23 protein-coding genes and 1 tRNA gene are annotated in these 24263 nt (G+C 45.4%); 18 read left to right on the top strand and 6 right to left on the bottom strand.

All coding sequences use genetic code 11. The features are described 5' to 3' along the window. The first annotated feature begins 12 nt into the window (after positions 1–12). The 8 genes from G517_RS0107770 (at position 13) to G517_RS0107735 (ending at position 9575) form a co-directional block, all read left to right on the top strand. A complete protein-coding gene (locus tag G517_RS0107770; RefSeq protein ID WP_051206208.1) occupies positions 13–1875 on the top strand; it encodes a DUF3413 domain-containing protein in 1863 nt (620 codons plus the stop codon). Continuing rightward, positions 1872–3677, top strand: a complete 1806-nt coding sequence (recJ, locus tag G517_RS0107765) for a single-stranded-DNA-specific exonuclease RecJ (RefSeq protein ID WP_028303939.1) — start codon at positions 1872–1874, stop codon at positions 3675–3677. The genes G517_RS0107770 and recJ overlap by 4 nt, the downstream gene beginning before the upstream one ends. 419 nt (positions 3678–4096) lie before the next feature. Next, complete coding sequence (locus G517_RS0107760) at positions 4097–4990, top strand: porin (RefSeq protein ID WP_028303938.1); 894 nt, start codon at positions 4097–4099, stop codon at positions 4988–4990. Positions 4991–5319: 329 nt separating this feature from the next. Next, on the top strand, positions 5320–6126 hold the full coding sequence (locus G517_RS0107755) for a methyltransferase domain-containing protein (RefSeq protein WP_028303937.1): 807 nt from the start codon (positions 5320–5322) through the stop codon (positions 6124–6126). 37 nt (positions 6127–6163) lie between these two features. After that, complete coding sequence (locus tag G517_RS0107750; protein ID WP_028303936.1) at positions 6164–7306, top strand: methyltransferase; 1143 nt, start codon at positions 6164–6166, stop codon at positions 7304–7306. A 45-nt stretch (positions 7307–7351) separates the two neighbouring features. Next, positions 7352–8116: a carboxy-S-adenosyl-L-methionine synthase CmoA gene (gene cmoA, locus G517_RS0107745; protein ID WP_028303935.1), complete on the top strand. Its 765-nt coding sequence runs from the start codon at positions 7352–7354 to the stop codon at positions 8114–8116. Positions 8117–8202: 86 nt separating this feature from the next. Continuing rightward, the gene (gene cmoB, locus G517_RS0107740; RefSeq protein WP_028303934.1) at positions 8203–9210 is read left to right on the top strand and encodes a tRNA 5-methoxyuridine(34)/uridine 5-oxyacetic acid(34) synthase CmoB; all 1008 of its coding nucleotides are present in this window, start codon (positions 8203–8205) and stop codon (positions 9208–9210) included. A 152-nt stretch (positions 9211–9362) separates the two neighbouring features. Next, positions 9363–9575 carry a YgaP family membrane protein gene (locus G517_RS0107735; RefSeq protein ID WP_028303933.1) on the top strand — a complete coding sequence of 71 codons (213 nt, stop codon included), beginning with the start codon at positions 9363–9365 and terminating at the stop codon, positions 9573–9575. A gap of 77 nt (positions 9576–9652) precedes the next feature. Here the strand turns inward: G517_RS0107735 and G517_RS18255 are convergent, their stop codons facing one another. After that, on the bottom strand, positions 9653–10678 hold the full coding sequence (locus tag G517_RS18255; RefSeq protein ID WP_084632123.1) for a tRNA dihydrouridine synthase: 1026 nt from the start codon (positions 10676–10678) through the stop codon (positions 9653–9655). A gap of 311 nt (positions 10679–10989) precedes the next feature. On the opposite strand from G517_RS18255, the gene G517_RS0107725 reads away from it, so the two are divergent. From G517_RS0107725 to G517_RS0107700, 6 genes are all read left to right on the top strand, one after another. Next, positions 10990–11277 carry an OadG family protein gene (locus G517_RS0107725; RefSeq protein WP_245543219.1) on the top strand — a complete coding sequence of 96 codons (288 nt, stop codon included), beginning with the start codon at positions 10990–10992 and terminating at the stop codon, positions 11275–11277. 56 nt (positions 11278–11333) lie between these two features. Next, positions 11334–13118 (top strand): sodium-extruding oxaloacetate decarboxylase subunit alpha, encoded by a 1785-nt coding sequence (oadA, locus tag G517_RS0107720; protein WP_028303931.1) that lies wholly within the window; start codon positions 11334–11336, stop codon positions 13116–13118. 28 nt (positions 13119–13146) lie between these two features. Continuing rightward, complete coding sequence (locus G517_RS0107715; protein WP_028303930.1) at positions 13147–14448, top strand: sodium ion-translocating decarboxylase subunit beta; 1302 nt, start codon at positions 13147–13149, stop codon at positions 14446–14448. Between the two features lie 193 nt (positions 14449–14641). Further along, positions 14642–16198, top strand: a complete 1557-nt coding sequence (locus G517_RS0107710) for a hypothetical protein (RefSeq protein ID WP_028303929.1) — start codon at positions 14642–14644, stop codon at positions 16196–16198. Further along, a complete protein-coding gene (locus G517_RS18250) occupies positions 16195–16980 on the top strand; it encodes an OmpA family protein (protein ID WP_245543218.1) in 786 nt (261 codons plus the stop codon). Before G517_RS0107710 ends, G517_RS18250 begins: the two co-directional genes overlap by 4 nt. A 29-nt stretch (positions 16981–17009) precedes the next feature. Further along, a complete protein-coding gene (locus tag G517_RS0107700) occupies positions 17010–17588 on the top strand; it encodes a hypothetical protein (protein WP_028303928.1) in 579 nt (192 codons plus the stop codon). A gap of 49 nt (positions 17589–17637) precedes the next feature. Here G517_RS0107700 and G517_RS0107695 read toward each other — a convergent pair whose 3' ends face one another. Together G517_RS0107695 and G517_RS0107690 are read right to left on the bottom strand one after the other, a co-directional pair. Beyond that, on the bottom strand, positions 17638–18087 hold the full coding sequence (locus G517_RS0107695; RefSeq protein ID WP_028303927.1) for an OsmC family protein: 450 nt from the start codon (positions 18085–18087) through the stop codon (positions 17638–17640). Positions 18088–18229: 142 nt separating this feature from the next. Beyond that, positions 18230–18306, bottom strand: a tRNA-Ile gene (locus G517_RS0107690). 426 nt (positions 18307–18732) lie between these two features. On the opposite strand from G517_RS0107690, the gene G517_RS0107680 reads away from it, so the two are divergent. Then, entirely contained in the window at positions 18733–18942 is a 210-nt protein-coding gene (locus G517_RS0107680) for a cold-shock protein (RefSeq protein ID WP_028303926.1), read from the top strand. A gap of 61 nt (positions 18943–19003) precedes the next feature. Here G517_RS0107680 and tsaA read toward each other — a convergent pair whose 3' ends face one another. After that, positions 19004–19756: a tRNA (N6-threonylcarbamoyladenosine(37)-N6)-methyltransferase TrmO gene (tsaA, locus tag G517_RS0107675; RefSeq protein ID WP_028303925.1), complete on the bottom strand. Its 753-nt coding sequence runs from the start codon at positions 19754–19756 to the stop codon at positions 19004–19006. Between the two features lie 152 nt (positions 19757–19908). Here tsaA and G517_RS0107670 point away from each other — a divergent pair, with 152 nt between their 5' ends. From G517_RS0107670 to mtnC, 3 genes are read left to right on the top strand one after another with little or no spacing between them, the layout of a single operon-like run. Further along, positions 19909–20538: a methylthioribulose 1-phosphate dehydratase gene (locus G517_RS0107670; RefSeq protein ID WP_245543217.1), complete on the top strand. Its 630-nt coding sequence runs from the start codon at positions 19909–19911 to the stop codon at positions 20536–20538. A gap of 48 nt (positions 20539–20586) precedes the next feature. After that, positions 20587–21144, top strand: coding sequence for a 1,2-dihydroxy-3-keto-5-methylthiopentene dioxygenase (locus G517_RS0107665; protein WP_028303923.1), 558 nt, complete (start codon positions 20587–20589; stop codon positions 21142–21144). Positions 21145–21146: 2 nt separating this feature from the next. After that, on the top strand, positions 21147–21845 hold the full coding sequence (gene mtnC / locus G517_RS0107660) for an acireductone synthase (protein ID WP_028303922.1): 699 nt from the start codon (positions 21147–21149) through the stop codon (positions 21843–21845). A gap of 49 nt (positions 21846–21894) precedes the next feature. On the opposite strand, the gene greB is transcribed toward mtnC, so the two are convergent. Together greB and G517_RS0107650 are read right to left on the bottom strand one after the other, a co-directional pair. Continuing rightward, positions 21895–22434 (bottom strand): transcription elongation factor GreB, encoded by a 540-nt coding sequence (greB, locus tag G517_RS0107655; protein ID WP_084632122.1) that lies wholly within the window; start codon positions 22432–22434, stop codon positions 21895–21897. A 159-nt stretch (positions 22435–22593) separates the two neighbouring features. After that, positions 22594–24228 (bottom strand): methyl-accepting chemotaxis protein, encoded by a 1635-nt coding sequence (locus tag G517_RS0107650; protein ID WP_028303920.1) that lies wholly within the window; start codon positions 24226–24228, stop codon positions 22594–22596. Positions 24229–24263: the final 35 nt, after the last annotated feature.

The following is a 24263-nucleotide window of genomic DNA, read 5'->3' as shown; positions in this document are numbered from 1 at the left end:
AGAGGATTCACTGTGAATAAAGGTGTTAAAGCGACTCGGTCTAACTTGGTGCGCTGGGTTAGCTGGTACAGTATTTGGACGGCCTTGGTACTGGTTTTGGTCTTTAGTCGTTATGGCGTTTATATGGAAACGCCTAGTTCATTTTTAGGTTGGAGCTATTTAGCGACAACATGGATTGGGCATGGCTTTTTTCTTTCCATCTTAATTTTGCCTTTCGTTATTATTCTGGCTTTACTGATACCTGTTCACTTCGTTATTAAGTGGTCTTTGATATTACTATCGAGTCTTGGAATAGCCCTTGTTGGCTTAGATAGTTTGGTGTTTGATCAGTATCGGTTTCATATCAATGGTTTTGTCATTAACTTGCTGATCAATGATACAGACGGTCAGATTTTTGACTTTTCGCTAAGCTCCCAATTAATGGCTATTGCTGGTGTTATCGGTGTTGTTGTTATGCAGTGGTTTATTGCTGGGCTACTATGGGAAAAGCTACAAGCACTCTCTAATGCAGTGAAGCTGCGTTATCTATTACCTTCTTTATTTATGGTAACGCTGACCAGTCATTTTATTCATGCCTATGCTGATGCGCTGTATAAATTTGATGTGACTAAGCAAGCTCGTTTTTTCCCACTACACTACCCAACAACAGCCCAAAAGCAATTTGAACAATGGGGCGTAGTAGATCCTGATGCTGCCGAACGAGCCCGTTTAATGACGGTAGGTAGCGGAACCTTAAACTATCCACAACAGCCTTTATCTTGCCAGAGACAAGATAAGCCGATGAACCTACTTGTTATCGCCGTTGATTCTTGGCGCTTCGATACTGCTGATAGTAAAACAGCGCCTAATGTGGCGCGTTTTGGTAAACAGCACGGAACACTCTTTGCGCAGCATTATAGTGGCGGTAACGGAACTCGAACGGGCATATTTAGTCTCTTTTATGGTCTGCCTGGAACCTACTGGGGGGCGATGAAATCAACCGCCACACCTCCGGTTATCATCGAGCAGTTGCAAAATCAGGGGTATCAGTTGGGCATCTTTGCAAATGCTAAACTAACCAGTCCTGCATTTGATAAAACCGTGTTTTCCTCTGTGCCAGATCTGCGTATTGGTACTGATGCGCCATCATCTCCTTTACGGGATATCAAGCTAACCGATGACTGGCTCGCTTGGCTTACAACGCAGCAAACCCGTACAGATAAACCCTTCTTTGGTTTTCTATTTTATGATGCGCCGCACTCTTATTCTTCTCCAGAGGGATATCCTGAAATATTTGCTCCGGTATGGGATGAGGTGAACTATTTGGAATTAAATAATAACTTTGATCCTGAGCCTTACTTTAACCGCTATAAAAATGCGGTTCATTTTACCGATAGTCAGATTGGCCGCGTTCTAAAAGACCTTGAATCAAAGAACTTGCTAGAAAATACCTTGGTGGTGATCACCGGAGATCACGGTCAGGAATTTAATGATCTGAAGAAAAACTACTGGGGGCATGGTGGGAATTTCTCTGATTATCAGATACGTGTGCCTCTGATTATGGCAGGAGGCCGTTTCTCCCGTGGTGCTGTTATCAACAAACGTACCAGTCATTTTGACCTAGCGCCAACACTTCTAAAGGATCTACTGGGCTGTACTAGTTCTGCTCAAGATTTCAGCAGTGGTCAGCATTTGTTAGAGCGTAAAGGGCGGGACTGGGTTCTAGCAGGCTCAGTGAATAACTACGGTGTTATTCAGCCGGATAAAATCACTGTAACGTACCACTCCGGCCAATACGAAGTGGTGGAGCCGGATTATACGCCGATGAAAAGTGATGCCTTGGACATTAACGTTATGAAAGATGTTATGAAAGAGATAGGGCGTTTTTACCAGTGAAACAGTCTTCTTCCTCACTATCTGTATCTTTAGCATCGCCGGTTTTTCTGCCTCGACCTCAGAATCCGATAGTGTTGGCTCAAGCAGCACAGCTTGGGCTACCTCCTTTGCTGGCCAAGATTTTAGCGGGCCGCATTCAAGGGGATCGATTTAATTTGGCTGGCATTGTTGATCCTGCGTTAAAGCATATCGCCAAGCCCAGTTTGCTAAAAGATTGTCAAAAGGCTGCAGAGCGTATTGCTCAGGCCGTTATCAACGGTGAGCGTATCGGCGTACTAACTGATTATGATGTTGATGGTATCACCTCTCATGCGGTGCTTTATCGTAGTTTAACCGAGCTATTTGGCGTGGCGGAGTCACAGATATTTAGCTTAATTGGCCACCGTATTAATGATGGCTATGGTGTAAGTGCGGGTTTAGTCGCTCGTATTTTACAGCAGGATTTACTGCCGAATATTATTATCACCGCAGATTGTGGCTCTAGTGATGAGGCAAGGCTTACCTTGCTGAAACAAGCCGGGATTGATGTGATCGTTACGGATCACCATGCGTTGCCTGAAGAGGGTGTTCCGGCTTCAGCGTATGCGATGGTTAACCCTACACAGCAGGGCTGTGATTACCCTGATGCGACAATCGCTGGCTGTATGGTGAGCTGGCTGGTTATGGCTCAAGTGCGAGATGTTTTGATTCAACAGGGTCGGTTAGCGGATCGTTCACCAAAATTAAGTTTTTTACTCAGTTATGTTGCGCTAGGCACCGTAGCGGACTGTGTTTCCCTAGGTGAAAGCGCGATTAATCGCGCGGTTGTCTCTACAGGGTTAAGCCTGATCAATCGTTTTGACCTACCTTGTTGGCGATCAATTCGTAAGCTGTTGCGCAAAGACAATGAGTTTTTTAACGCTGAAACCTTAGGTTTTCAACTGGGGCCGCGTATTAACGCCCGTGGACGTTTGGACGATCCCTATGCGGCTTTGCATTATATGCTGGCAACGACGGATCAGCAGGCAGAGCACTATCTGGCCATTCTGGATCAGGATAACGAAGATCGAAAAAGCATCGAGCAAGATATGGTGCGCGATGCTTTCGAGCTAATAAAGCCTCAACTGGCCGAAAATTATCAGGGTTTAACGGTCTTTTTAGAGAACGGCCATGCAGGCGTGCAGGGGATTGTTGCGTCACGTATTACACAAAAAACAGGCAAACCCAGTATTGTGCTCTGTCCTGCTTTGAATCCAGAGCATTTGTCGGGCTCTGCTCGAAGCGTGGAAGGAGTGCATATTCGTGATGTTTTACAGCAAGTGCATCAAATTGATGCGCAATTGATGGTCAAGTTTGGCGGCCATAAAGGGGCGGCAGGCTTAACATTAAACCGCTCAAGCTTCGATTTCTTTGCAAAAAGCTTTAATCAATCGATTATTTTAGCCCTAAAAACAGAGGTGTTACGGCCTGTTGTAAAAATCGACGAAACGTTACAGCCTTCAGAAATTTCAGAACAAACATGGCAACTGGTACAAAAACTGCAACCTTTTGGAAGAGAGTTTGAGGCACCTTGCTTCACCGGTGTATTCCTTGTTGAACAATTAAGGGCTGTTGGCGCGGATCAAAGCCACTTGCAACTTTTGCTCAGCGATGAAGGTGGGTTACAGGCCTGCAAAGGGATCTGGTTCAAGGCGTTAGCTGGTAATCAACAGATCGATTTTAAGGAAGGAGATCGAGTAGAGACCGCTTACCAGTTGAGTTTAAACGAGTTTCGAGGACGTCGAAGTATTCAATTAATGATTGAATATGCTAGAAAGATTTAACGCCTTACATACAGACTAATGGCTCGTAGCAGATCTAACTTTATAGGTTGGCAACAACTCATTTTTTTAAGGCTTACGTGGCGATATAATATTCGTTAAAACAACTTGGCACTTAATACATTTATTTTAAGGGCTTTGGCTTGTCACTGTTTTGTCAGAAACATCGATTAGGATGACGCAAGCTTTTGGCCCTTAACATTATCTTACTTGTGGCGAACACAGATCAAAGTCACAGAAATTCGTTGAAAAAATGGCGAATCTGACTATTGCCATGCGGGCGCAGGATGTTTAAAGTAGCTCCTGCGATTGAAACAATAACGGTTTAACATTGGCTGGGACGTTTAAATTAACGGCCAGTCAGTACACCGAAAATTTCTGCATTAATGCAGAGCGATTGAGTAGAGAAAGGAAATTATCAAATGAAAAAGACTCTTATTGCTACCGCTATTGCTGGTGCTATGAGCTTCTCAGTAGCTGCACAAGCTGCTCAACCTGCTCCAACAGTATATGGTAACCTCCAGATTGCTTTGGATCTTGAAGATGATGCGAACGCATTTGACAATGGTTCTACCATTGGCTTTAAAGGTGAAATGGCTGAAGAGAACGGTTTAACTGTTTTCTATAAAGCTGAATTTGAACACAATGCTGGTGCTGAGAAAGCGGCTGGTGGTTTGACTACTGGTGACCAAGCTTATATCGGTGTTAAAGGTAGCCTAGGTCAAGTTCGTGTTGGTTCTATGGACACTCTAGTGAATGATTTCATTCATGATGCAGTGTACGTACCTGAGTTCTTTGGTTTTGATTCTGCTTTCGGTTCTGGTGCTGGTAAAGAAATTCAGCAAGTTCAATACCAAGGCGACTTTAGCGCTGTTAAAGTAGGTGCATCTGTACAGATGAACACCAATACTGCAGCAAACAAAGATGAAGAAAACTCTGTTCAGCTTGTTGTTGAAGTGCCTGTAGAAATGGTATCTCTACGTGCAGCTTATGATTCAGCAAACAGTGAAGCAGCTGTTGCAGCTGTTGCATCTATCGACAACATCACTCTAGCTGCTAAATATGAGCTAGGTGAAGATGCTGCTGGTGATGACCTGAATGTAATGGGCGCATCTGCAGATTATAACTACGGCATGGGTAACGTTTATCTGATGGTTTCTGATTCAGATGCTAAGGGCGCAGATACTCAAGCAGCTCTAGGCGCTACATATAGCCTGACCAGCAGCCTGTATGTTTGGGGTGAGTTTGGTTCTGGTGACTACGATAAGAGCGAAACCTTTGGTGGTTCTTATCTAGGTGCTGTTCTTTCTTTCTAATCTCCTGATTAGCTAAGATACCGAACAAAAAGAACCAGCCTTCGGGCTGGTTTTTTTGTGTCTGGGTTTTATGCCGCGACTTATTCTGCCCGTTTGAGTATACGGAGCAGGTTCTGACGACCTACAAGTTGAGGTAACATTCACACTCTGACAGAATAGTGAGCACTAAAATGTGGGTCGGGCTTCAGCCCGTCAGCAAACCTGCCTCTAGCCTGCGAAACCTTTATCCTTTTGGCAAAATCCTTTAGTATCCGCCTCTTGATTTTTGCTTCGTTATTACATCGCTTATTCTTGCACTCTTTTTTGTACTCTGTATAGAGGTTACTGCCTTGGCTGCACCCCGCGCTAAAATCCAAACGGATAAAATTTTTAACGGCTTGGCAGAAAAATTCCGTAATAATGTTTACGGCACCAACAAAGGTTGGTTGCGCCAAGAAATTTTAGCCCGTGATTTGCAGCAGATTCCTTTTATTGCCCAGTCGAGACCCGTGCAGGTACTCGATATTGGCGGTGGTTTAGGCCAGATGTCTGACTGGTTTGCTCAGCAAGGTCATTGTGTCACTTTTACAGAGCCTGCGGATGATATGCGTGCTGAAGCGGAGCGTCTATTTCAGCAGCAACAGGCAGAGTACAAAGCCCCTGTAACAAGCTATCCCTATCGGCTACAGCAGTTGGCCGATCATGTTGAACCCGCAGAGCTTGTCCTGTGCCATGCAGTGCTAGAATGGCTACATCAGCCGCAAGAGGCTTTGCCGGTTATTGCTCATCAGATACAGCCTGGGGGCTGGTTATCATTGATGTTCTTTAATGAAGATGGCCTACGTTTTAGCAATATTGTTAAAGGTAATTACGATAAAGCCTTGAAAGACACCTTGGATGGCACTGGCCAGCGTTTGCGGCTAACCCCCATTAGTCCTCAGCAGCCAGAACAGGTGATTGAAGGCTTAAAGCAGCAAGATTTAGAAGTTGTTTCTGTTGCAGGGGTTAGGGTTTTTACTGACTACCTGCGCGAAAAGACACCTTCTGAAGAAGATTTAGAGAAATTGTTAACGCTAGAATGGCGTTACTGTCATCAAGAGCCATACTGGCGTATGGGGCGTTATATTCATGTGATTGCCCGTAAGCCTAGCAACTGATGCCCCTCACTCCCCTTAACCGGAAAGAAGCCTTACTATGAGCAGCTTATCACCCGCCGCAGAGCTTTTATTGCGCAATCAATCACAGATTCAGGGTCAGGTTTTAATGGCACATCTACCGGTGGGTGATGGTGTGGATAATGTTCTTCAGCCCTTATTAGCACCTGCGGTTCACTCGCTGCATTTGCTGATTGATGATTGGCGCAGTTTTAATGCCATGAATGGATTTAAAGCGCAAGAACCGCGCTTTCTACCCCTGTTTCAAGCCTATTTAGGGCAAGACAGCGAAACGGGCTTACTTGATGGCTATGATAATATTGTGCTGTTTATGCCGAAGGCCAAAGAACAGGCCCGTTTTTTAATTGCTCAATTACTGCCTCTATTAAAAGCAGGTGCTAATTTTTGGCTAGTGGGTGAAAACAAGAGCGGTATCAAGTCAGCGGATAAGCTCGTGCAATTGGTGGCAGAAGCCGTACTACCGGCCGGTAGCTTTCAGTTAAGTAAGACGGATAAAGCAAAGAAATCGGTATTGTTAAATCTGCATTTATCAGCAGAGGCTAACGTGGCAGCATCGCCATCTTTTGATGCGACGCCTTGGCAAGTTGAGTGGCCGCTGCCAAAAGATGATGAACGTTTAGAGATACTCAATGAATTAAAATTATTGAGCCTGCCTGGTGTGTTTAGTCATGGCCGTTTAGATGAAGGTACGGCCTTAATGCTAAAAAATCTACCACGCATTAAAGCCTCTAAAATCCGTCAACGGCGAGTGCTGGATATGGGATGCGGTACTGGTGTGATTGGTATGAGTCTATTAAAACGCTCCCCTGAAATAGCCGTTAGCTTTTGTGATGTAAGCGCTATGGCGCTTGAGTCCACTCGACGAAGCCTTGCCCATAATCATATGACCGGAGAGGTGATCGCCTCTGATATGTGGCAGGGAATCGAAGAGCGCTTTGATCTGATTATCTCTAACCCGCCATTTCATACGGGCCAAAGTACCGATTATGATCTTGCTGAGCGCTTTATCCGTCAGGCTAAAAAACACCTGAAACGCAGTGGCGAATTACGCATTGTCGCCAATCGCTTTTTGAAATATCCCGATATTATTGAAGCGACCTTTGGTCATTGTGAGCGCATCGCAGAAACAGGTCGTTTTTGTGTTTGGTCGGCAAAAATTTAACCGTTCAGTGTAGGTTGTCCTTTAGGGCGTTAGAGAGATCCCTCCGTGAAAAAAGAGCAAAAAGATGCAATTTTCGCCAACCCGCTAGATAAGGTTGCCACCTTTTCTTTTGATGAGAAGGTTGTGCAGGTTTTCCCCGATATGATTAAACGCTCGGTGCCGGGTTATAGCAATATGATCGGGATGACGGGTGTTATTGCTCGTCGTTACTGGCAACCGGGCACGCGTATCTACGATCTGGGCTGCTCCCTTGGGGCTAGTATGCTTTCTGTGTTGCATCAGATACCAGAAGTGGGACTTGAGATTATAGGCCTCGATAATTCACCGGCCATGATCGAACGTTGCCAGCAAGTGCTTGACCAGCAAGTTGCAGAGAAACAGTTAACCGAGGTTCGGTGTCAAGGTGTACATCTTGAGTGTGCGGATATTTGTACCGCGCCCATTGAAAATGCCTCCGTGGTGATTTTAAATTTCACCTTTCAATTTTTGCCGTTAGAGCAACGCCTGCCGTTGCTGAAGCGCATCCATGATGGCTTGGCCCCTGGCGGTGTGATTGTTTTATCGGAAAAGGTGCGCTTTGATCACAGCGAGCAACAGGATGCTCTGTTTGATCTGCACTTAGATTTTAAGCGTGCCAATGGCTATAGCGAGCTAGAGATCAGTCAGAAGCGGGCCGCGTTAGAGAATTTTTTGCAGGCGGAAAGTTTTGAAACCCATCATCAACGTTTTAAACAGGCAGGTTTCTCCCAAAGCTCTGTTTGGTTTCAGTATCTGAATTTCGCTTCATTATTGGCGATTAAGGCCCGTTAATCTAAACGGTGGGTTTTGGTTATCTCTTAGTTTTTGTTTTCATTATTGATTCACTTCTTATTATCTGGATTTGCGAGCTGAACACCATGCAGGATTATGCGCCGCTGTATCAAAAATTTGCTGAAGAGGGCTTAACCCGCTGGTTAGCTAAAGTGCCAGAGCAGCTTGAAACTACGCTCGATGGTAAGCGTTATTCTGAGCTTCCCGGTTGGCAAAGAGTGGTGGATAAGTTTGATATGCCAGAACAGCTAGCAGAGCAGGGCTATCAGGTTAAAGTCGATCTGGCTCAGAGCGCTGTAAAGGTGAGTACTGAACCCGCACTACCGGCTCCGCAGCAGGCCAAATATCGAAACTTATTAAAAAAACTAATGCCTTGGCGTAAAGGCCCCTTTGAGCTGCACGGTTCTTATATTGATACGGAATGGCACTCAGATTGGAAATGGGATCGTTTAGCGGAGTTTATCGCACCACTGCATAATCGTAGTGTGCTTGATGTGGGCTGTGGTAGCGGTTATCACTGCTGGCGTATGGCTGGTGCAGATGCGCGCTTTGTTGTCGGTATTGATCCTTCACCGCGCTTTCATATGCAATTTCAATTAGTGCGTCGTTTAATGGGGTTAGCGGATGGCAATCGGGTCTTTCATCTGCCCGTTGGCATAGAGGATGTTCCTGCTAATCTGGACTACTTTGATACAGTCTTTTCTATGGGAGTGCTTTATCACCGCCGTTCACCCATTGATCATCTGTATCAACTAAAAGAGGCTCTACGCCCCGGTGGAGAGTTGGTGCTGGAAACACTGGTTGTTGATGGTGATGCACAAAAGGTTTTGATGCCAGAGGGTCGCTACGCCATGATGGGCAATGTTTGGTATCTGCCCAGCCCTGATGCCTTGGTGCTATGGTTGGAAAAATGCGGCTTTGTGAATGTTCGTGTGGTCGATGTCTCTGTAACGACAACGGAAGAACAGCGCAGTACAGAATGGATGAGCTATCAGTCCTTGGCGGATTTTCTAGACCCTGCTGATTCTACAAAAACAGCCGAAGGCCACCCTGCGCCCAAACGAGCGGTTATTTTAGCGGAACGGCCTTATTGATAAAGCCTTATTCTTTAAAGTTATATCTAAATTCTATTTAGAATTAAGGGGTATTTCTTTGTTTAAGATAATTCTAATATTATTCCTGTTAATTAAGAGGCACTTTTATTAAGTGTTTTTGTTAAGTGTCGATTATTTCTCCGGAGAGTATTATGAATATTGATCGCGTAATGTTGATTTTTTCAGGATCTATGGTGCTATTAAGCGTGGCGCTTACTCAGTATGTACATGCTAATTTTGTTTGGTTCACCGTTTTCATTGGGGCCAACTTGATTCAATCCGCCTTTACAGGCTTTTGTCCTGCAGCGGTTATTTTCAATAAGATTGGACTTAAAACGGGCTGTGCTTTTAAAGGTAAAGCTTAACCGTTTAGATTTCAATGCCTTAGATAAGAAGCGACTTTAGCCTATCGGTTAAAGTCGCTTTTTTATTTCTAGGGCGTTTATTCTGTGTCTGAGCTTGGCAATAGCGCTTTATAGAAACCTTCTTGTAGGCTGCAGGCTGTTAAAATATCAAACATCGTTTCAGCACTTTGACAGACCTTTATCGCATCAAATAAGGGTGTTATCGGGACAAGCCCTTTGCGCATCATCCCTAGCCATTGTTTGCCTCGGGATAGCAGGAATTTGTCAGGGGCATGGGCTTGTTCACGCTTGAGATAAACTAATAGGACTGCGGCAAGATCGGCCTGTGTTGGCAAGGGTAATGTAGGATCTTGCTTTTTGATGCGGTAGGCCAAATAAGGATCTGCAATTAAACCTCGACCGATCATAATATCCGGGCAGCCACTAACCTCTCTGCAACGATCATAATCTTCAACGCTCCATACTTCTCCGTTAGCGATCACGGGGATTCTACTGGCCTCCCGTAATTTAGCCAACCATGACCAATGGGCTGGGGGCTTATAGCCTTCCGTTTTAGTTCGGGCATGGACAACCAGCTCGGTTGCGCCTCCTTCGTTAATGGCGGCTAAGTTTTCGTAGATAAGTTCTGTATCTTCATAGCCTAGGCGCATCTTCGCTGTTAGGCGGGCAGGGGTGTCAATCAGTGCTTGGGCACAAGCTTGAACAATGTTATGGATCAGCTCTGGGGTTTGCAGCAATACGGCCCCACCTTTATGTCGATTGACAAGTTTGGCAGGACAGCCAAAATTTAGATCAACGACATTAGCCCCTAGTTGCGCAGCCTTTATGGCATGACGGGCTAATAGCTGAGGATCACTGCCAAGTAGCTGAAAATGCACAGGAATCCCCGACGATGTTTTTGAGTGCTGTAGAAGCTCAGGGCTTACTTTGTAAAAGGTTTTGCTGGGCTGTAGCTCTGTTGTGACGCGGAGAAATTCAGTGACACAAAAATCGACCCCACCAATCTCACCAATCAGTCTGCGAACACCTGAGTCAACAACACCTTCCATTGGGGCAAGGGCGATACGGGGATAGGGTATATTGGTCAAAGTTAAGCTAGGCATGAGTGTTCTACATAGAGGGGGAATAGAGTATTTGATCTGCTTGATATGGATCAATTCGCATTTTCGAGGGGCAATGATATACCGTATTAGGGTAAAGCTCACGGAGGATTGTGATGCGTAAATACCCCCTTGGCCTGACCTGTCAGTCTTATAAATTGTCTACAATATCCCTGTGTTTTATTGCCTGATATTGTTAATCAAGGTAAATTAGCTCGGCTGCTGAGCTTGTGTCATGGGCGAGAGCATGGGCGCAGTGGCTTGCAAGCGATCTAAAATCTATTGCAAGAGATAATAAAAAGGTAGCAGGCTTAATGCCTGACCCGACCAAAAATGAAACGAGGAATGGCTTAATGCACTCTTCTGAGCTGATCTCCGAAGGTATCAATTTGATGCTGTTCGGTATGGGGTTTGTTTTCGTCTTCTTGACGCTGCTGGTTTTTGTAACAGGTTTGATGTCCTCTACGGTCAATAAACTTGTTAAACCGGCACCTGTTGTAGCGAACAAGCCAGCTCCTGTAAGCGCACCTGCCGCTGGTAACAATGATGAACTGATCGCTGTTATGACGGCGGCTGTTCATAAATACCGTTCCGGTAAATAAGTACGGCGCTTTTTTTAGCCAATAAAAACTCTCTAATAATGGAAAAGGCCAAACCCATGACCGAGTCCAAAAAACCACTAGGCATTACTGATGTTGTCCTGCGTGATGCTCATCAGTCCTTGTTTGCGACCCGCCTGCGCCTTGATGATATGCTTCCGATTGCTGAGAAGTTGGATCAAGTAGGCTTCTGGTCTCTAGAATCTTGGGGCGGAGCGACATTTGACTCCTGCATTCGTTATCTAGGCGAAGACCCTTGGGATCGTATCCGCGAACTTAAAAAGGCTATGCCTAAGACCCCTCAGCAGATGCTGCTACGTGGCCAGAACCTTCTGGGCTACCGTCATTATGCTGACGATGTGGTTGATAAGTTTGTTGAACGCGCTGCAACTAACGGTGTTGATGTGTTCCGCGTATTTGACGCAATGAACGATCCCCGTAACCTGCAACGTGCACTTGAGGCGGTTAAAAATGTAGGTAAGCATGCTCAAGGTACGCTTTCTTACACCACGAGTGCGGTTCATAATCTGGAAGCTTGGATTAGCTTGGCAAAACAGATCGAAGATATGGGTGCAGACTCTATCGCGATCAAAGATATGTCCGGCATTATGACCCCCTACGATGCTTATGAAATGGTATCTCGCCTAAAATCAGAAACCAATCTAGAAGTTCAGCTGCATGCGCATGCCACTTCGGGTTTATCTGATATGACTATCCTGAAAGCTGTTGAAGCGGGTATTGACCGCGTTGATACGGCGATCTCTTCAATGTCGATGACTTATGGCCATACGGCAACTGAATCGATTGTGGCGGCGCTACAGGGTACCGATCGTGATACAGGTTTAGATCTATTACTGCTGGAAGACATTGCGGCTTACTTCCGTCAAGTTCGTAAGAAATATGCGAAATTTGAAGGCGCTTTGCGCGGTACTGACTCACGTATTTTGGTGGCTCAGGTGCCTGGTGGTATGCTGACAAATATGGAAAGCCAGCTACGTGAACAGGGCGCTGGTGATAAGTTCGATGAGGTTTTGGCTGAGATTCCACGGGTACGTGAAGATTTAGGCTTTATTCCTCTGGTAACACCAACCTCTCAGATTGTCGGTACCCAAGCGGTGTTGAATATTCTGACCGGTGAACGTTACAAGAGCATCTCGAAAGAGACTCAAGGCATTTTGAAAGGTGAGTATGGCTCAGCTCCAGCGCCTTTTAATGCAGAGCTTCAAGCTAGGGTTCTCAATGGTGCAGAAGCGATTACCTGCCGCCCAGCGGATCTACTTGAGTCTGAAGTTGAAAAACTGACGGCTGAACTGAACGATTTGGCAAAAGAGAAAGGCTTTAAGCTTGCCTCTGAGTCGATTGATGATGTTCTAACCTATGCGTTGTTCCCTCAAATTGGTCTGAAATTCCTAGAGAATCGTGGTAATCCAGATGCCTTTGAGCCCGTCCCAACAGAAGAAGAAGGTACAAAAGCCGTGAGCAACACTGCGAACAAAAATACCGGCCCAGAAGTTTACACCATCACCGTTAACGGCCAGAACTATGTGGTACAGGTCACAGAAGGTGGCGATATCTCTAATGTTCAGCCTGCAGCACCTGTATCCGCAGCGGCTCCTGCTCCTGTTGCATCCGGCGGTGAGCCTGTAACAGCTCCGTTATCTGGTAACATCTTTAAAGTTATGGTTAGCCCAGGCGATGTGGTTCAGGATGGTGATGTGATCATTATTCTTGAAGCCATGAAGATGGAAACAGAAGTACGCGCACCACGGGCCGGTACTATCGGCGCGATTAGTGTTCGTGAAGGTGATGCGGTTACGGTTGGCGATACCCTGCTGGCTCTGTAAGTCCTGCTAATACAACGAGGTTGATCACATGGAACAACTTTTGAGCTTATGGCAGGGCTCGGGTCTTTATAATCTAACGTTTGGCCAGCTGACGATGATGATCATCTGTCTGCTGCTGCTATACCTTGCGATTGTGAAGGGCTTTGAACCCCTGTTGCTCGTTCCTATCGGATTTGGTGGCCTGTTGGCTAACATTCCTGAAGCGGGACTTGCGATGTCTGCTGCAGAGCAGGCGATCCATTTTGCCAAACCTGAAGTCCTTGCGGCTTTGGCTCAGGCGGTGGGTGCTAACACAACGAATCCTGAAGTCTTGTCGCATTTAGTCCACGATGCTGGGCCTAGTGCGTACGCATCGGCGCAGTTGATTGCTCAGGATGCCGGCTATGCTAACGGTATGCTGTACAGCTTCTACTCTGTGGCTATTGCCAGCGGTATTGCACCGCTTGTGATTTTCATGGGCGTTGGTGCTATGACCGATTTCGGGCCTTTACTTGCTAACCCTAAGACGCTGTTCTTAGGTGCTGCAGCTCAGTTCGGTATCTTTGCGACGGTATTGGGTGCGGTTGGTCTGTCTGCTATGGGCGTGATGGATTTCTCCATTCAGCAAGCGGCAGCCATTGGTATTATCGGCGGCGCAGATGGCCCAACATCAATCTATGTTGCTAGCCTGTTAGCGCCTGAGCTGCTGGGTGCTATTGCGGTGGCTTCTTACTCTTATATGGCTTTGGTGCCTCTGATTCAGCCGCCGATTATGCGCGCGTTGACCACACCAGAAGAACGTAAGATTGAGATGGTACAGCTGCGCACCGTATCGAAAGCAGAGAAAATTGTCTTTCCATTGACTCTCTTGGTACTTGTCGCACTCTTGCTACCGGATGCAGCGCCCCTGTTAGGTATGTTCTGCTTTGGTAACTTAATGCGTGAAAGTGGTGTTGTTGAACGTTTAAGTGATACGGCTCAAAACGCGTTAATCAACATTACTACGATCTTCCTAGGGCTTTCGGTTGGTTCTAAGTTGATGGCAGATAAGTTCCTTGCCCTTGAAACACTGGGTATTCTTGCGCTGGGTATCGTTGCCTTTGGTATCGGTACAGGTTGTGGTGTTCTGATGGCTAAGCTGATGAACAAGCTGACCAAAACGCCTGTGAACCCACTAATCGGTTCAGCTGGTGTTTCAGCGGTGCCTATGGCGGCCCGTGTATCGAACAAGCTTGGCTTGGAGTACAACCCGCACAACTTCTTGCTGATGCACGCAATGGGCCCGAATGTGGCTGGTGTGATCGGTTCAGCGGTTGCTGCCGGTGTGATGATCAAATATCTGGGTGGCTAATTAAGTTTCATTAGGTTCTACCTTGAATACTAGATCAGAACATTTGATCGACAGAAAAGAACCACTGCTTAGGCAGTGGTTTTTTTATGATAGCGCGTTTAATTCACTTGATTACAAGCTTCCTTTTCAATACCCGTTTTCAGAACACCTTGTTAGCGCCATAATAGGCGCTCATTTTACTAAAGCGACAGTTATGGACTTTCTAGCAGCTTTTTCACCTCTGACAATTAGTGTGATCGCAATAATTGCCGGGCTTACCGTTTATTTCCACGGCCCTGTTTACTCTCTGCGCACAGTAAATGCTGCCCCTTCCATTCTTACCAGTATTGGTATTTTTGGTACGTTTTTGGGTGTAGCCTTGGGTTTGATGGATTTTGATACAACAGATATTGAAGGCAGTGTACCTCAGCTGATTGAGGGTCTGAAAACAGCATTCTGGTCATCTATTGCAGGTCTGTTAGCAGGCATGAGTATCAAAATGCGCCATGTGATTAAGCATGTGCGTAACTATGAGACAGAGACACAGTACACCGGTGCAACGGTGGATGATTTAGCGACGCTGCTGGGTGATATTCGCTTGGTGCTTAACAAATCTGGCTTAGCAGATATTGGTGGTAATATTGAGGCTGGCACAAAAGGTATCGAGCAGCACCTTGGGCGCTTAGAAACCGTTATTAGCCACTATCAAGAAGAGATGGTTTCCGCTAACAGCAATGCTTTAACCAGTGCTATTACGGATCTAATGACCAGCTTTAATGACAAGATTACGGTGCAATACGGCGATAATTTTCGCCAGCTTAACCAAGCTGTTGGCCGTATGGTGGAATGGCAAGAAAACTACAAAGGCGAGCTGGCAAAGCTGCTCGAGCAGCAAAAAGCCAATGGCGATGTACTTGATAAGGCAACGGAAGCTTATCAAACCATGGTTCAGCATACGCAAGCATTCAATGAGGTTTCAGAAAAACTAGGCGATGTGATGACCGGCCTACAACAACAATCTGAATCCCTTGGCAGTTACTTAGATAGCCTAGCTAATCTTGTGAGTAAAGCATCTGACGGGTTGCCTTCCTTGGAAGGGCGTATTATGGCGCTGACAGATGAGTTGGCGAATGGGATTCGTGAAAGCCATCGACAGATGAACGCGCTTTTGACCGAAACGTCGAATACCATCGAAAAAACGGTGATTACGGTTAACAAGCAACTTGTGACGGATATGGGGCAGGTGAATAACCGCCATAGCGATATTATGTTGCAGATGCTCGATCGCAATGAAAAGCAGCTGGTACGTATGGATAGTGCTATGGAGCAAGAGCTTACCCATGCCCTACAGACCTTTGGCGGCCAGTTAACCGCGTTATCAGAGAAGTTTGTTAGTGATTATCTGCCGTTAACCGAGAAGCTAAAACAAGTGGTTGATATGGCCGGTTCACAAAAGCCATCTGCACCGGCCAATACGTCTTCATATTTAAATGCCCCTTCACCTTTAAGTATGAACTCATCAAATACAGGATCATCACATACAACCTCATCAAATACAGTCTCATCGGAGGCCGGCCTAGGGCCAAAGGTGAATCCAGATTTGCCTTCAAGTACAGCATCGTCTTTAGACGCAGGTTTGTCGACACAAGCAAAACCCAAGGCGTCGCTCAATGTATCTTCTGGGTCAGTGGCTCCGAAAGTGAAAACAGAGGAAAAGCCCTCGCTAATGCCCGGGCGTAGAGGTCTGCGTGCGGAAAGGAATCAGAAGTGAACAGACTCGATCATCGGCAAGATGAAGAAGAAAGTTTAGCCGCTGAAGAAGGTTCCCATTGGGTTGCCGTGAGTGACCTGATGGCAGGCTTAATGATGGTCTTTCTGCTGGTTGCCGTAGCTTATATGGTGATTCTTGAGCGGGAAACCCAGAAGATAAAAGAGGTTGCTCTATTATACCAAGACCTTCGGGATCAGCTTTATCAGGATCTTTATACCGAATTTAAAGATGACCTACCCAAATGGGGGGCTGAACTGAAAGCGGACGACCTAAGCCTGCAGTTTTACAATACGGATGTGATGTTTGATGTTGGCAAATCAAGCTTGCAGCCTGCCTTTGAAGCCATTCTGTCAGACTTTTTTCCACGGTACACACGGATCATCACTTCAGAAAAATATCGATACGATATTTCTGAGGTGCGTATCGAAGGCCATACTTCAAGTGATTGGACCAATGCCAGTAGCCAAGATGAAGCTTACATCAATAATATGCGTTTATCTCAAGCAAGAACACGCTCCGCACTAGGCTATGTCTTAGGCCTACCAAAGGTTGAATATCAAAAAACGTGGTTGAAAAGCCATCTAACCGCCAACGGACTGTCATCATCAAAACTCGTGGTGTCTGCCTCAGGGGAAGAAAATAGCGAGCGTTCTCGTCGGGTAGAGTTCCGTTTAAGAACTGATGCAGATTCTCGTATTCGTGAGATCTTAAAAGATGTTTTGGATAAAGATGATACTGCAAGTGCTAAAGGTAAACCTGAGATGGACTCTCATGAGCCTTAGTGCTAGATCGGTTAACGCAAGGAGGCACTATGGAATTACCTGATTTTAATCAAGATGAAGACTTGCTTCATCTTCGTCGAGAAATGGGGGCAAAACGATTAGGTCATTTTGTACTATTTGATGGCTCTAAACACTTAACTGGGCAGGAGCGTTCGCTGCTGGAAAACCAAGGTATTAAAACGTCTTTAGAGGGCATTAGGATTCTACCTGACCATACTTTAGCCATAAAAAATGGTCGTGTGGTGGTGTATTTTTTAAATGCAGAACTGACTCGAAGCCAGAGTCTAAGCTTAAGCCAAGGCCAAAAAAAGAGTCACACTAGAAAAGAGTACGTGCATGTGGCGGCTTGTAAGGTTTTGCAGGATAACGCCCGTGAAGCGCTGGTGGCAACAACATGTCAAAGTTCGCCCTTTCCTATACCCGACGATAGTAAGCGGCGCAGCTTATCAATTTGCCCTGATTGCCTCAGCCTTTTAGCTTATAAAGGTTTTAGTTTGACGCGTAATCGAAGAATTCGCTACAGCGAACAACTGATAAGAAGTTTCCAGTTGGCGGACTTTTTTAGAGTTTATACCCTCTATCCTGTACGAATTGAAGGCAAGCTTTAAGCTTGCCTTCATTCGATTTAATAAAAAGATTCAATTCAATAAAAAAAGTTTAAGACTTTTTCATCACTTCAACGTCAGCTTTAATGGAGTTGGCAATAAAACAGTTGCGATGGGCGCTATCGTGTAGCCGATCCAGCTCTTTTTCTGTCGGTTGTTTCTCGCCAGAAAACGTAACCGTTGCATTTAATTCAATACGGCTAACCACTTTTCCACGCTCTGCTTTAGTCAGATAACCAACTGCATCATCTTGATAGTTTTCAACTTTAAAGCCTTTTACGTCAGCAACGGCAAGAAATGTCAGCATATGACAACTTGATACCGCTGCAACAAGTAGTTGCTCAGGATCAGACGCTTGGGCATCGCCTAAAAAGCTGGCAGCTGATGACGCATTAATAACCTGACCGCCATTAAGTGTCAGAGTATGGTTTCGACAAAATGTAGTGTTGTCTTCGGGGTGTTCTTTACGCTGCCAAGAAAGTTGTGAGCGATGCTCAGACATAGTGTTCTCCCTAAAAGTGACGGTTCCAAATAAACAAGTATCTTCTAATGTTTGTGCGGATATAAGTCAAGATAGGCAGAATAGATTTAATGCAGACAATAAAAAACCCAGCAGTGTGACTGCTGGGTTTTTTATTTAAATATGGTGGGCCCTCCGGGACTCGAACCCAGGACCTGCCGATTATGAGTCGGATGCTCTAACCAACTGAGCTAAGGGCCCTTAAGTACTTGTGATTAAACCAAGATGACAACAAAATGGTTAAATCAAAAATCTTAAGTGCCGAGATTGTACAAAAGGTTGGCTTAATTCGCCAGTGTTTAGCGTATGAAACTGATTGATAATTCAGGATATTATGCAAAATGTTAAAAAATATTTAGATCGTGGGATGTTTTGCTTCGTGTTTGGCCTTTTAGGCCGGTTTACTCTATTTTTTACTTTTTGTGTTGCAATGTTTCGTTAAGGGTATTTTGTGGATGTAATTTTTTTCATAAAACTGAAAAAAGTAGTTGTAAAGCCATAAAGTCATGCTCTAATAGAGGAACTGCAACAGGAGTTGCAGTAGTAATGATGGGGCATCATTCGGATGAACCCTGTTAGATTTTATTCCCGGTGAGTCCGGGCGCAAGCAAGAGTAAAGAGGACGTTATGTCAGGTTTAATTACTGGTACCGTTAAGTGGTTTAACGATGAAAAAGGTTTTGGCTTTATTTCTCGTGAAGGCGACAGCGATGTATTTGTACATTTTCGCGCTATCAACGGTACTGGCCGTCGTAGCCTTGAGGAAGGTCAGCAGGTTACTTTTGAAGTAACTCAAGGTCAAAAAGGCCCTCAGGCAGAGAATGTAACGGTAGTTTAATCGCTACTTTTATGGCTTCTCAATACCTGCTCTTTGCAGCGGGTATTTTTTTGTTTAACGTTTAATCGTTATCACCTAAGTCTTCTATATCCACAACCCAAATAGCAATTTTTTGTTGCTCCGTGTAGGGCTGAATCTTAAAGCGCACATCCGCTTGCTGTAGCTTTATACCGTATATCTTTTCTTCTGCTTTTCCATGTCGATAGGCTGGTCTTGGATCTTGCTGTAGAACCTGCTCAATAAGCTTGGCTATGGCACCATATTTGGCTTCGTAATAGGTAAGAGCGATTTTTGCTTCAGGTGTCCAAAAAACAGGGTGCTCCGTTGGAGCTTCTGGGGCAAAGGCACTGCGAGCATGCTCTACGTTATCCACATAGGGAATATATGGCTTAATGTCCAAAACCGGCGTGCCTTCCACAAGATCTAAGCCACTAATATGAATGAGTACTTCTTTTGAGGTGATTTCAATTCTATCTAACACCACCACCGATAAACCGATAGGATTAGGTCGAAAGGTCGCGCGGGTGGCAAATACGCCCAAGCGCTCGTTACCGCCTAAACGGGGCGGGCGCACGGTGGGTTTCCAATGATCTTTTAAGCACTGATGGAATATAAACTGCACCCAGATATGACTGTTTTTTTCTAGCCCACGTACAGCATCCGGCTGATTATACGGCGGTAAAAGACGAATAATACCCGTAGACGCTGGGGCAAGGCCGGGTTGGCGGGGGATGCCAAATTTCTCTTTATAGCAGGATTGTATCGTGCCAATAACGGCAAGATTATAATGCTGATGCGGCACTGTATCTGTCAATTTGGACTCCGTGACTCTGCGAGCAGTTTATCTGTGAACAACGATCTTCATGTAAAAAACTTGTGTGGTATTTCGGTTATGAGAAAATACCAGCCAATTCGACAATCTGTTTGTCATGATAACCTGTTTGCCATAAAGAGGATTAGCCGGTGGTGAATCTCGCAATATATGCTGTTAAAGCGCAAGAGGTTATAGAGGCTGGCCAGTTTCTATTTGCCGAAGGTTGGTCGCCAGCCACAAGTAGTAATTATTCTGCCCGAATTGATCACAATCATCTTGCTATTACCGTATCAGGAAAACATAAAGGCCGCTTAAAGCCGAATGATATTATGGTAGTTGATTTACAGGGCCAGCCGGTGCAATCAAACCTAAAGTCTTCAGCTGAAACTCTTCTACATTGTGTGCTTTATGACTGGCGGGATGATATTGGCGCAGTGCTGCACACACACTCCGTTGCTGCCACTGTATTAAGCCGTGCTTTAGACCGTAGCGACCATTTAATCTTACAGGGTTACGAGTTGCAAAAAGCCTTTCCAGGCATTGACACTCATGAAGGTGTTTTGCGTATTCCTATCTTTGAAAATACACAGGATATTGAAGCGCTATCCCTAGAAACCATGGCCTACCTTAAACAGCACCCGATGGCACCGGCTTATCTGATTCGTGGTCACGGCCTTTATACATGGGGGGCGACCATGGCTGATACATTACGTCATATCGAAGCGATGGAGTTTTTAATGGCCTGCGAGCTTAAAAGCTTAACTCTTAGATGTAAAATTTAAATGCTGTTGTAATTCAAATCTGAAATATGAAGACTAAAAGGCAATCTGATGAGCTTTTTAAAACTATATGATAGCGCAGCACCAGATGCTGTGACGTTAAGCCTAACCCATGGCGAAAAGATTCAAGCCTTCTTAGCGGATCAGGGGGTTCGCTTTGAGCGTTGGCAAGCCAGCCAGCCTCTTGAGCAAGGGGCGGATCAAGAAGCCATTTTGGCGGCTTATGACCGCGAAGTAACCCGTTTAAAGCAGGATAATGGCTTTCAAACAGCGGACGTTATCAGCTTAACTCCAGACCATCCTGATAAAGCCGCTTTGCGAGAGAAGTTTCTGTCAGAGCATATTCACACTGAAGATGAAGTACGCTTTTTTGTCCGAGGCCAGGGCCTGTTTTATATGCATTTAGGCGACAAAGTGGCTGTTGTGGGTTGCTCCCAAAATGATCTTATCTCTGTGCCAGCGGGTACTAAACATTGGTTCGATATGGGGGATACACCTAACTTTACTTGTATTCGTCTGTTTACCAACCCAGAGGGTTGGGTGGCTCAATACAGCGGCGATAGGATTGCTGATAACTTTCCCCGCTTTGAACATTTAGTGAGCGCATAATCATGGCTAACACCGTTCGATTTAAAAATATTAAAGCTGTTGTTACTGATATAGAGGGCACGACGGGTTCCATCGATTTTGTACATCAGGTGTTATTTCCCTATGCCAAAGAGCACCTTCCTGGGTTTATTTTGCAGCAAAAAGATAATCCAGATGTCGCGGAGCAGCTCGCCGCTGTTCGCCAGTTGATAGGGCAGGAAAACGCGAGTATTGAAGCGATTACCGCTCAGCTATTACAGTGGATTGAAGATGACCAAAAGATAGGTCCGTTAAAAGCTCTGCAAGGGCTTGTTTGGCAGGCCGGTTATACTTCTGGCGATTATACCGGCCATGTTTATCCTGATGCCTATCAGTGTATGCAAGACTGGAAAAATGATGGCCTATGCTTGTTTATCTACTCATCCGGCTCGGTTTATGCCCAAAAGCTATTGTTTGGTTATAGCGACTTTGGTGATTTAACGCCCTGGTTTGAGGGGTATTTTGATACTCAAGTGGGTGGCAAGCGTGAAGTGGCATCTTATAAGGCTATTCAGGCCAGTATTGAGCGACCGGCTTCGCAGATTCTTTTTTTGTCGGATGTAGTGGAAGAGCTGGATGCGGCAAAGTTAGCGGGGTTTGAAACCGTTCAGTTGGTGCGTTCCAGAGGTATGGTCACAGGGAATCATCCGCAGGTGAGTGTTTTTTCTGAGATTGAGCTTTGATTAATAGACGTTTAGTCGATCTATGTTTCGTCGGTTTATGGTTTAGTGTTTAGTCAATCGATGTATCGTAATGAATATCAAGCACGTAATAGATTTGCTCACCGTTGGGTGCTTGAACTTTAATCTCATCATCTAAGGCTTTTCCTAAAAGCGCTCGAGCCATGGGCGCATCTATGTTGAGTTTCCCTTCTTTCATGTCAGCCTCATCGGGGCCAACAATCTGTAATTGCAGCAGGCTACCGTCTTCATGTTCTAGTTCGATATGTGCTGAGAAAAAAATACGCTGCAAATCATCGGGTTTTTTCTCCACAATGGTTAATGCTTCTAGACGTTTGTCCAAATAACGAATACGGCTCAAGGTTTTGTTCAAAAGCTGCTTGTTGTAGGTATAGTCGGCATTTTCACTACGATCGCCTTGAGCCGCAGCTTCTTTTACCTTCTGTGCTAGCTCTGGATGGCGTATTTTCCAGAGAAAGTTTCTCTCATTTTGTAGAGCGTCATAACCCTTAGGCGTGATTAGGTTAGTTTTTTGTTCACGGCGTGGGTCTTTTGCTGGATCTCGCCAGCGTTGCATATTGCGACCTTTCATAAAGGTTAGGATGCTCCTGTTGGGTTGTAGACAGTTTACTGAGTTATAAACGGTTGGGCATAATGTGGCTGAACAATAAAAAAGCCCATGCCGTGAATTGTAAACTTACGACATAGGCTTTATTCAATATTTATTGCAGCGGAAGCGGTTTATTAACGACTAGGTTTGAAACTGCTTAATCAGGCGTTCCAGATTTTGAGCACTTTGTTGGAGCTCACGCCCAGATTCACGAATAAGGCCTGTGCCTTTTTCGGTTTCTTCTGAGATATTTGAGATAGACACTAGGTTACGACTCATCTCATTGGCGACGCTGCTTTGTTCATCCGCAGCGGTCATAATCTGTGCATTTAATGAACTAATTTCTTGCATCGACCCCGCAATTGTACGGAAAGATTCACCGGCCTCATTCGCGCGCTCAACGGTAGTTTCTGCTTTTGCTCGGCTGGTATCCATGACATCGACCGCTATTTTTGAGCGGCTTTGCAGTTCATGGATCATCTCTTGAATCTGCTGGGTTGATTCTGCTGAGCGTTGAGCCAGTTGACGCACCTCATCGGCAACTACCGCAAAACCTCGGCCTTGTTCTCCTGCTCGGGCAGCCTCAATGGCAGCATTAAGCGCCAGTAAGTTCGTTTGTGCAGAGATGCCGCCGATGACATCCAAGATACTTTCAATTTTGGCCGTGTGATCTTCTAGCGCATTGATAACACTACTTGCGCCTTCAACCTCCTTGGCCAGTTCGTTGATGCTTAAGCTGGCTTCTTCTACAATTCTAAGGCCGTTTTCTGTTTGGCTATGGGCGTTACGGGTTGCTTCGTTGGCCTGCTCTGCGATATGGGCGGTTTGTTGCGCTGACGCCGCCATTTGGTTCATACCGGCGGCACTTTGTTCGGTTTCTGAACGCTGCTGGGTCACGCCTTCGATAGTATTTTCTGTAATCCCTGACATCTGGTGAATAGCACCAGATAACTGTTGCGTGGAAAGATCGACAGAATTCACAATATCTTGGAAGTTATCCATCATATGATTGAAAGCTCGGGCCATATCGCCCAATTCATCTTGGGTGCTGATATCCACACGCTCGCGCAGATTGCCGGAGTTTTTAACGGCCACCATAGTATTTTTAAGGGTAGTGACCTGAACTGTAATAATGTGAATAATAAAAAGAGCTAAGCCGCCAATCAGTAAGCTTAAAATACCAACGGTAATGGAGTATCGCAGCAGTGTTTGCCAAAAAATCTGATCCATGTCGTTAAGGTAAATACCGTTGCCCACAACCCAACCCCAAGGTGAGAAACCTTTCACATAGGATATTTTGGCCTGTGGTGCATCATGCCCAGGCTTTGGCCAAAGGTAACTAACGTATCCTTCGCCAGATTGTCGAACTACGCCAACAAATTCGCTGAAAATCTTTTTACCGTTGGCATCTTCAAGGTTCGCTAGGTTTTGACCATTAAGATCGGGCTTGATCGGATGCATCACGACAACGGAATTCATGTCATTGATCCAGAAATATTCATCGCGGTCATAACGCAGACCTTCGATAGCCCGTTGAGCCGCATCTTGGGCTTGCTCGCGGCTTATGTCTCCGGATTGTTCTAATTGATAGTAGTGATTTAAAAAACCATGCACGGTTTCGACCACATGCTTGGTTTTGATCTTGCGATCCTCCAGCAGATTGTCCTTTAGTGACATCAGGGAAACACTGATTAGGACTGCTGTTCCCATCGCCATCAGGCCGATAATGACCCACAGCTTGTACTTTATTTTGATATTGCCTAGGAGATTGTACATTTCTGCACTCGCTTTTTTTTATATGGTTGTTATCG

This window comes from Oceanospirillum maris DSM 6286, from assembly GCF_000422865.1.
Lineage (GTDB): Bacteria > Pseudomonadota > Gammaproteobacteria > Pseudomonadales > Halomonadaceae > Oceanospirillum > Oceanospirillum maris.
The sequence above is the reverse complement of the archived record's forward strand: the minus strand, read 5'-3'. Positions and strand labels throughout refer to the sequence as shown.

Excerpts from the sequence above, each read along its gene's own strand:
- oadA (WP_028303931.1), top strand. The coding sequence starts at position 11,334 with ATGACCGAGTCCAAAAAACCACTAGGCATTACTGATGTTGTCCTGCGT.
- G517_RS0107715 (WP_028303930.1), top strand. The coding sequence starts at position 13,147 with ATGGAACAACTTTTGAGCTTATGGCAGGGCTCGGGTCTTTATAATCTA.
- G517_RS0107700 (WP_028303928.1), top strand. The coding sequence starts at position 17,010 with ATGGAATTACCTGATTTTAATCAAGATGAAGACTTGCTTCATCTTCGT.
- greB (WP_084632122.1), bottom strand. The coding sequence starts at position 22,434 with ATGAAAGGTCGCAATATGCAACGCTGGCGAGATCCAGCAAAAGACCCA.
- G517_RS0107680 (WP_028303926.1), top strand. The coding sequence starts at position 18,733 with ATGTCAGGTTTAATTACTGGTACCGTTAAGTGGTTTAACGATGAAAAA.
- G517_RS0107665 (WP_028303923.1), top strand. The coding sequence starts at position 20,587 with ATGAGCTTTTTAAAACTATATGATAGCGCAGCACCAGATGCTGTGACG.
- G517_RS0107725 (WP_245543219.1), top strand. The coding sequence starts at position 10,990 with ATGCCTGACCCGACCAAAAATGAAACGAGGAATGGCTTAATGCACTCT.
- cmoB (WP_028303934.1), top strand. The coding sequence starts at position 8,203 with ATGCAGGATTATGCGCCGCTGTATCAAAAATTTGCTGAAGAGGGCTTA.
- mtnC (WP_028303922.1), top strand. The coding sequence starts at position 21,147 with ATGGCTAACACCGTTCGATTTAAAAATATTAAAGCTGTTGTTACTGAT.
- G517_RS0107650 (WP_028303920.1), bottom strand. The coding sequence starts at position 24,228 with ATGTACAATCTCCTAGGCAATATCAAAATAAAGTACAAGCTGTGGGTC.
- G517_RS0107760 (WP_028303938.1), top strand. The coding sequence starts at position 4,097 with ATGAAAAAGACTCTTATTGCTACCGCTATTGCTGGTGCTATGAGCTTC.
- G517_RS0107735 (WP_028303933.1), top strand. The coding sequence starts at position 9,363 with ATGAATATTGATCGCGTAATGTTGATTTTTTCAGGATCTATGGTGCTA.
- G517_RS0107710 (WP_028303929.1), top strand. The coding sequence starts at position 14,642 with ATGGACTTTCTAGCAGCTTTTTCACCTCTGACAATTAGTGTGATCGCA.
- G517_RS0107695 (WP_028303927.1), bottom strand. The coding sequence starts at position 18,087 with ATGTCTGAGCATCGCTCACAACTTTCTTGGCAGCGTAAAGAACACCCC.
- G517_RS18255 (WP_084632123.1), bottom strand. The coding sequence starts at position 10,678 with ATGCCTAGCTTAACTTTGACCAATATACCCTATCCCCGTATCGCCCTT.
- G517_RS0107750 (WP_028303936.1), top strand. The coding sequence starts at position 6,164 with ATGAGCAGCTTATCACCCGCCGCAGAGCTTTTATTGCGCAATCAATCA.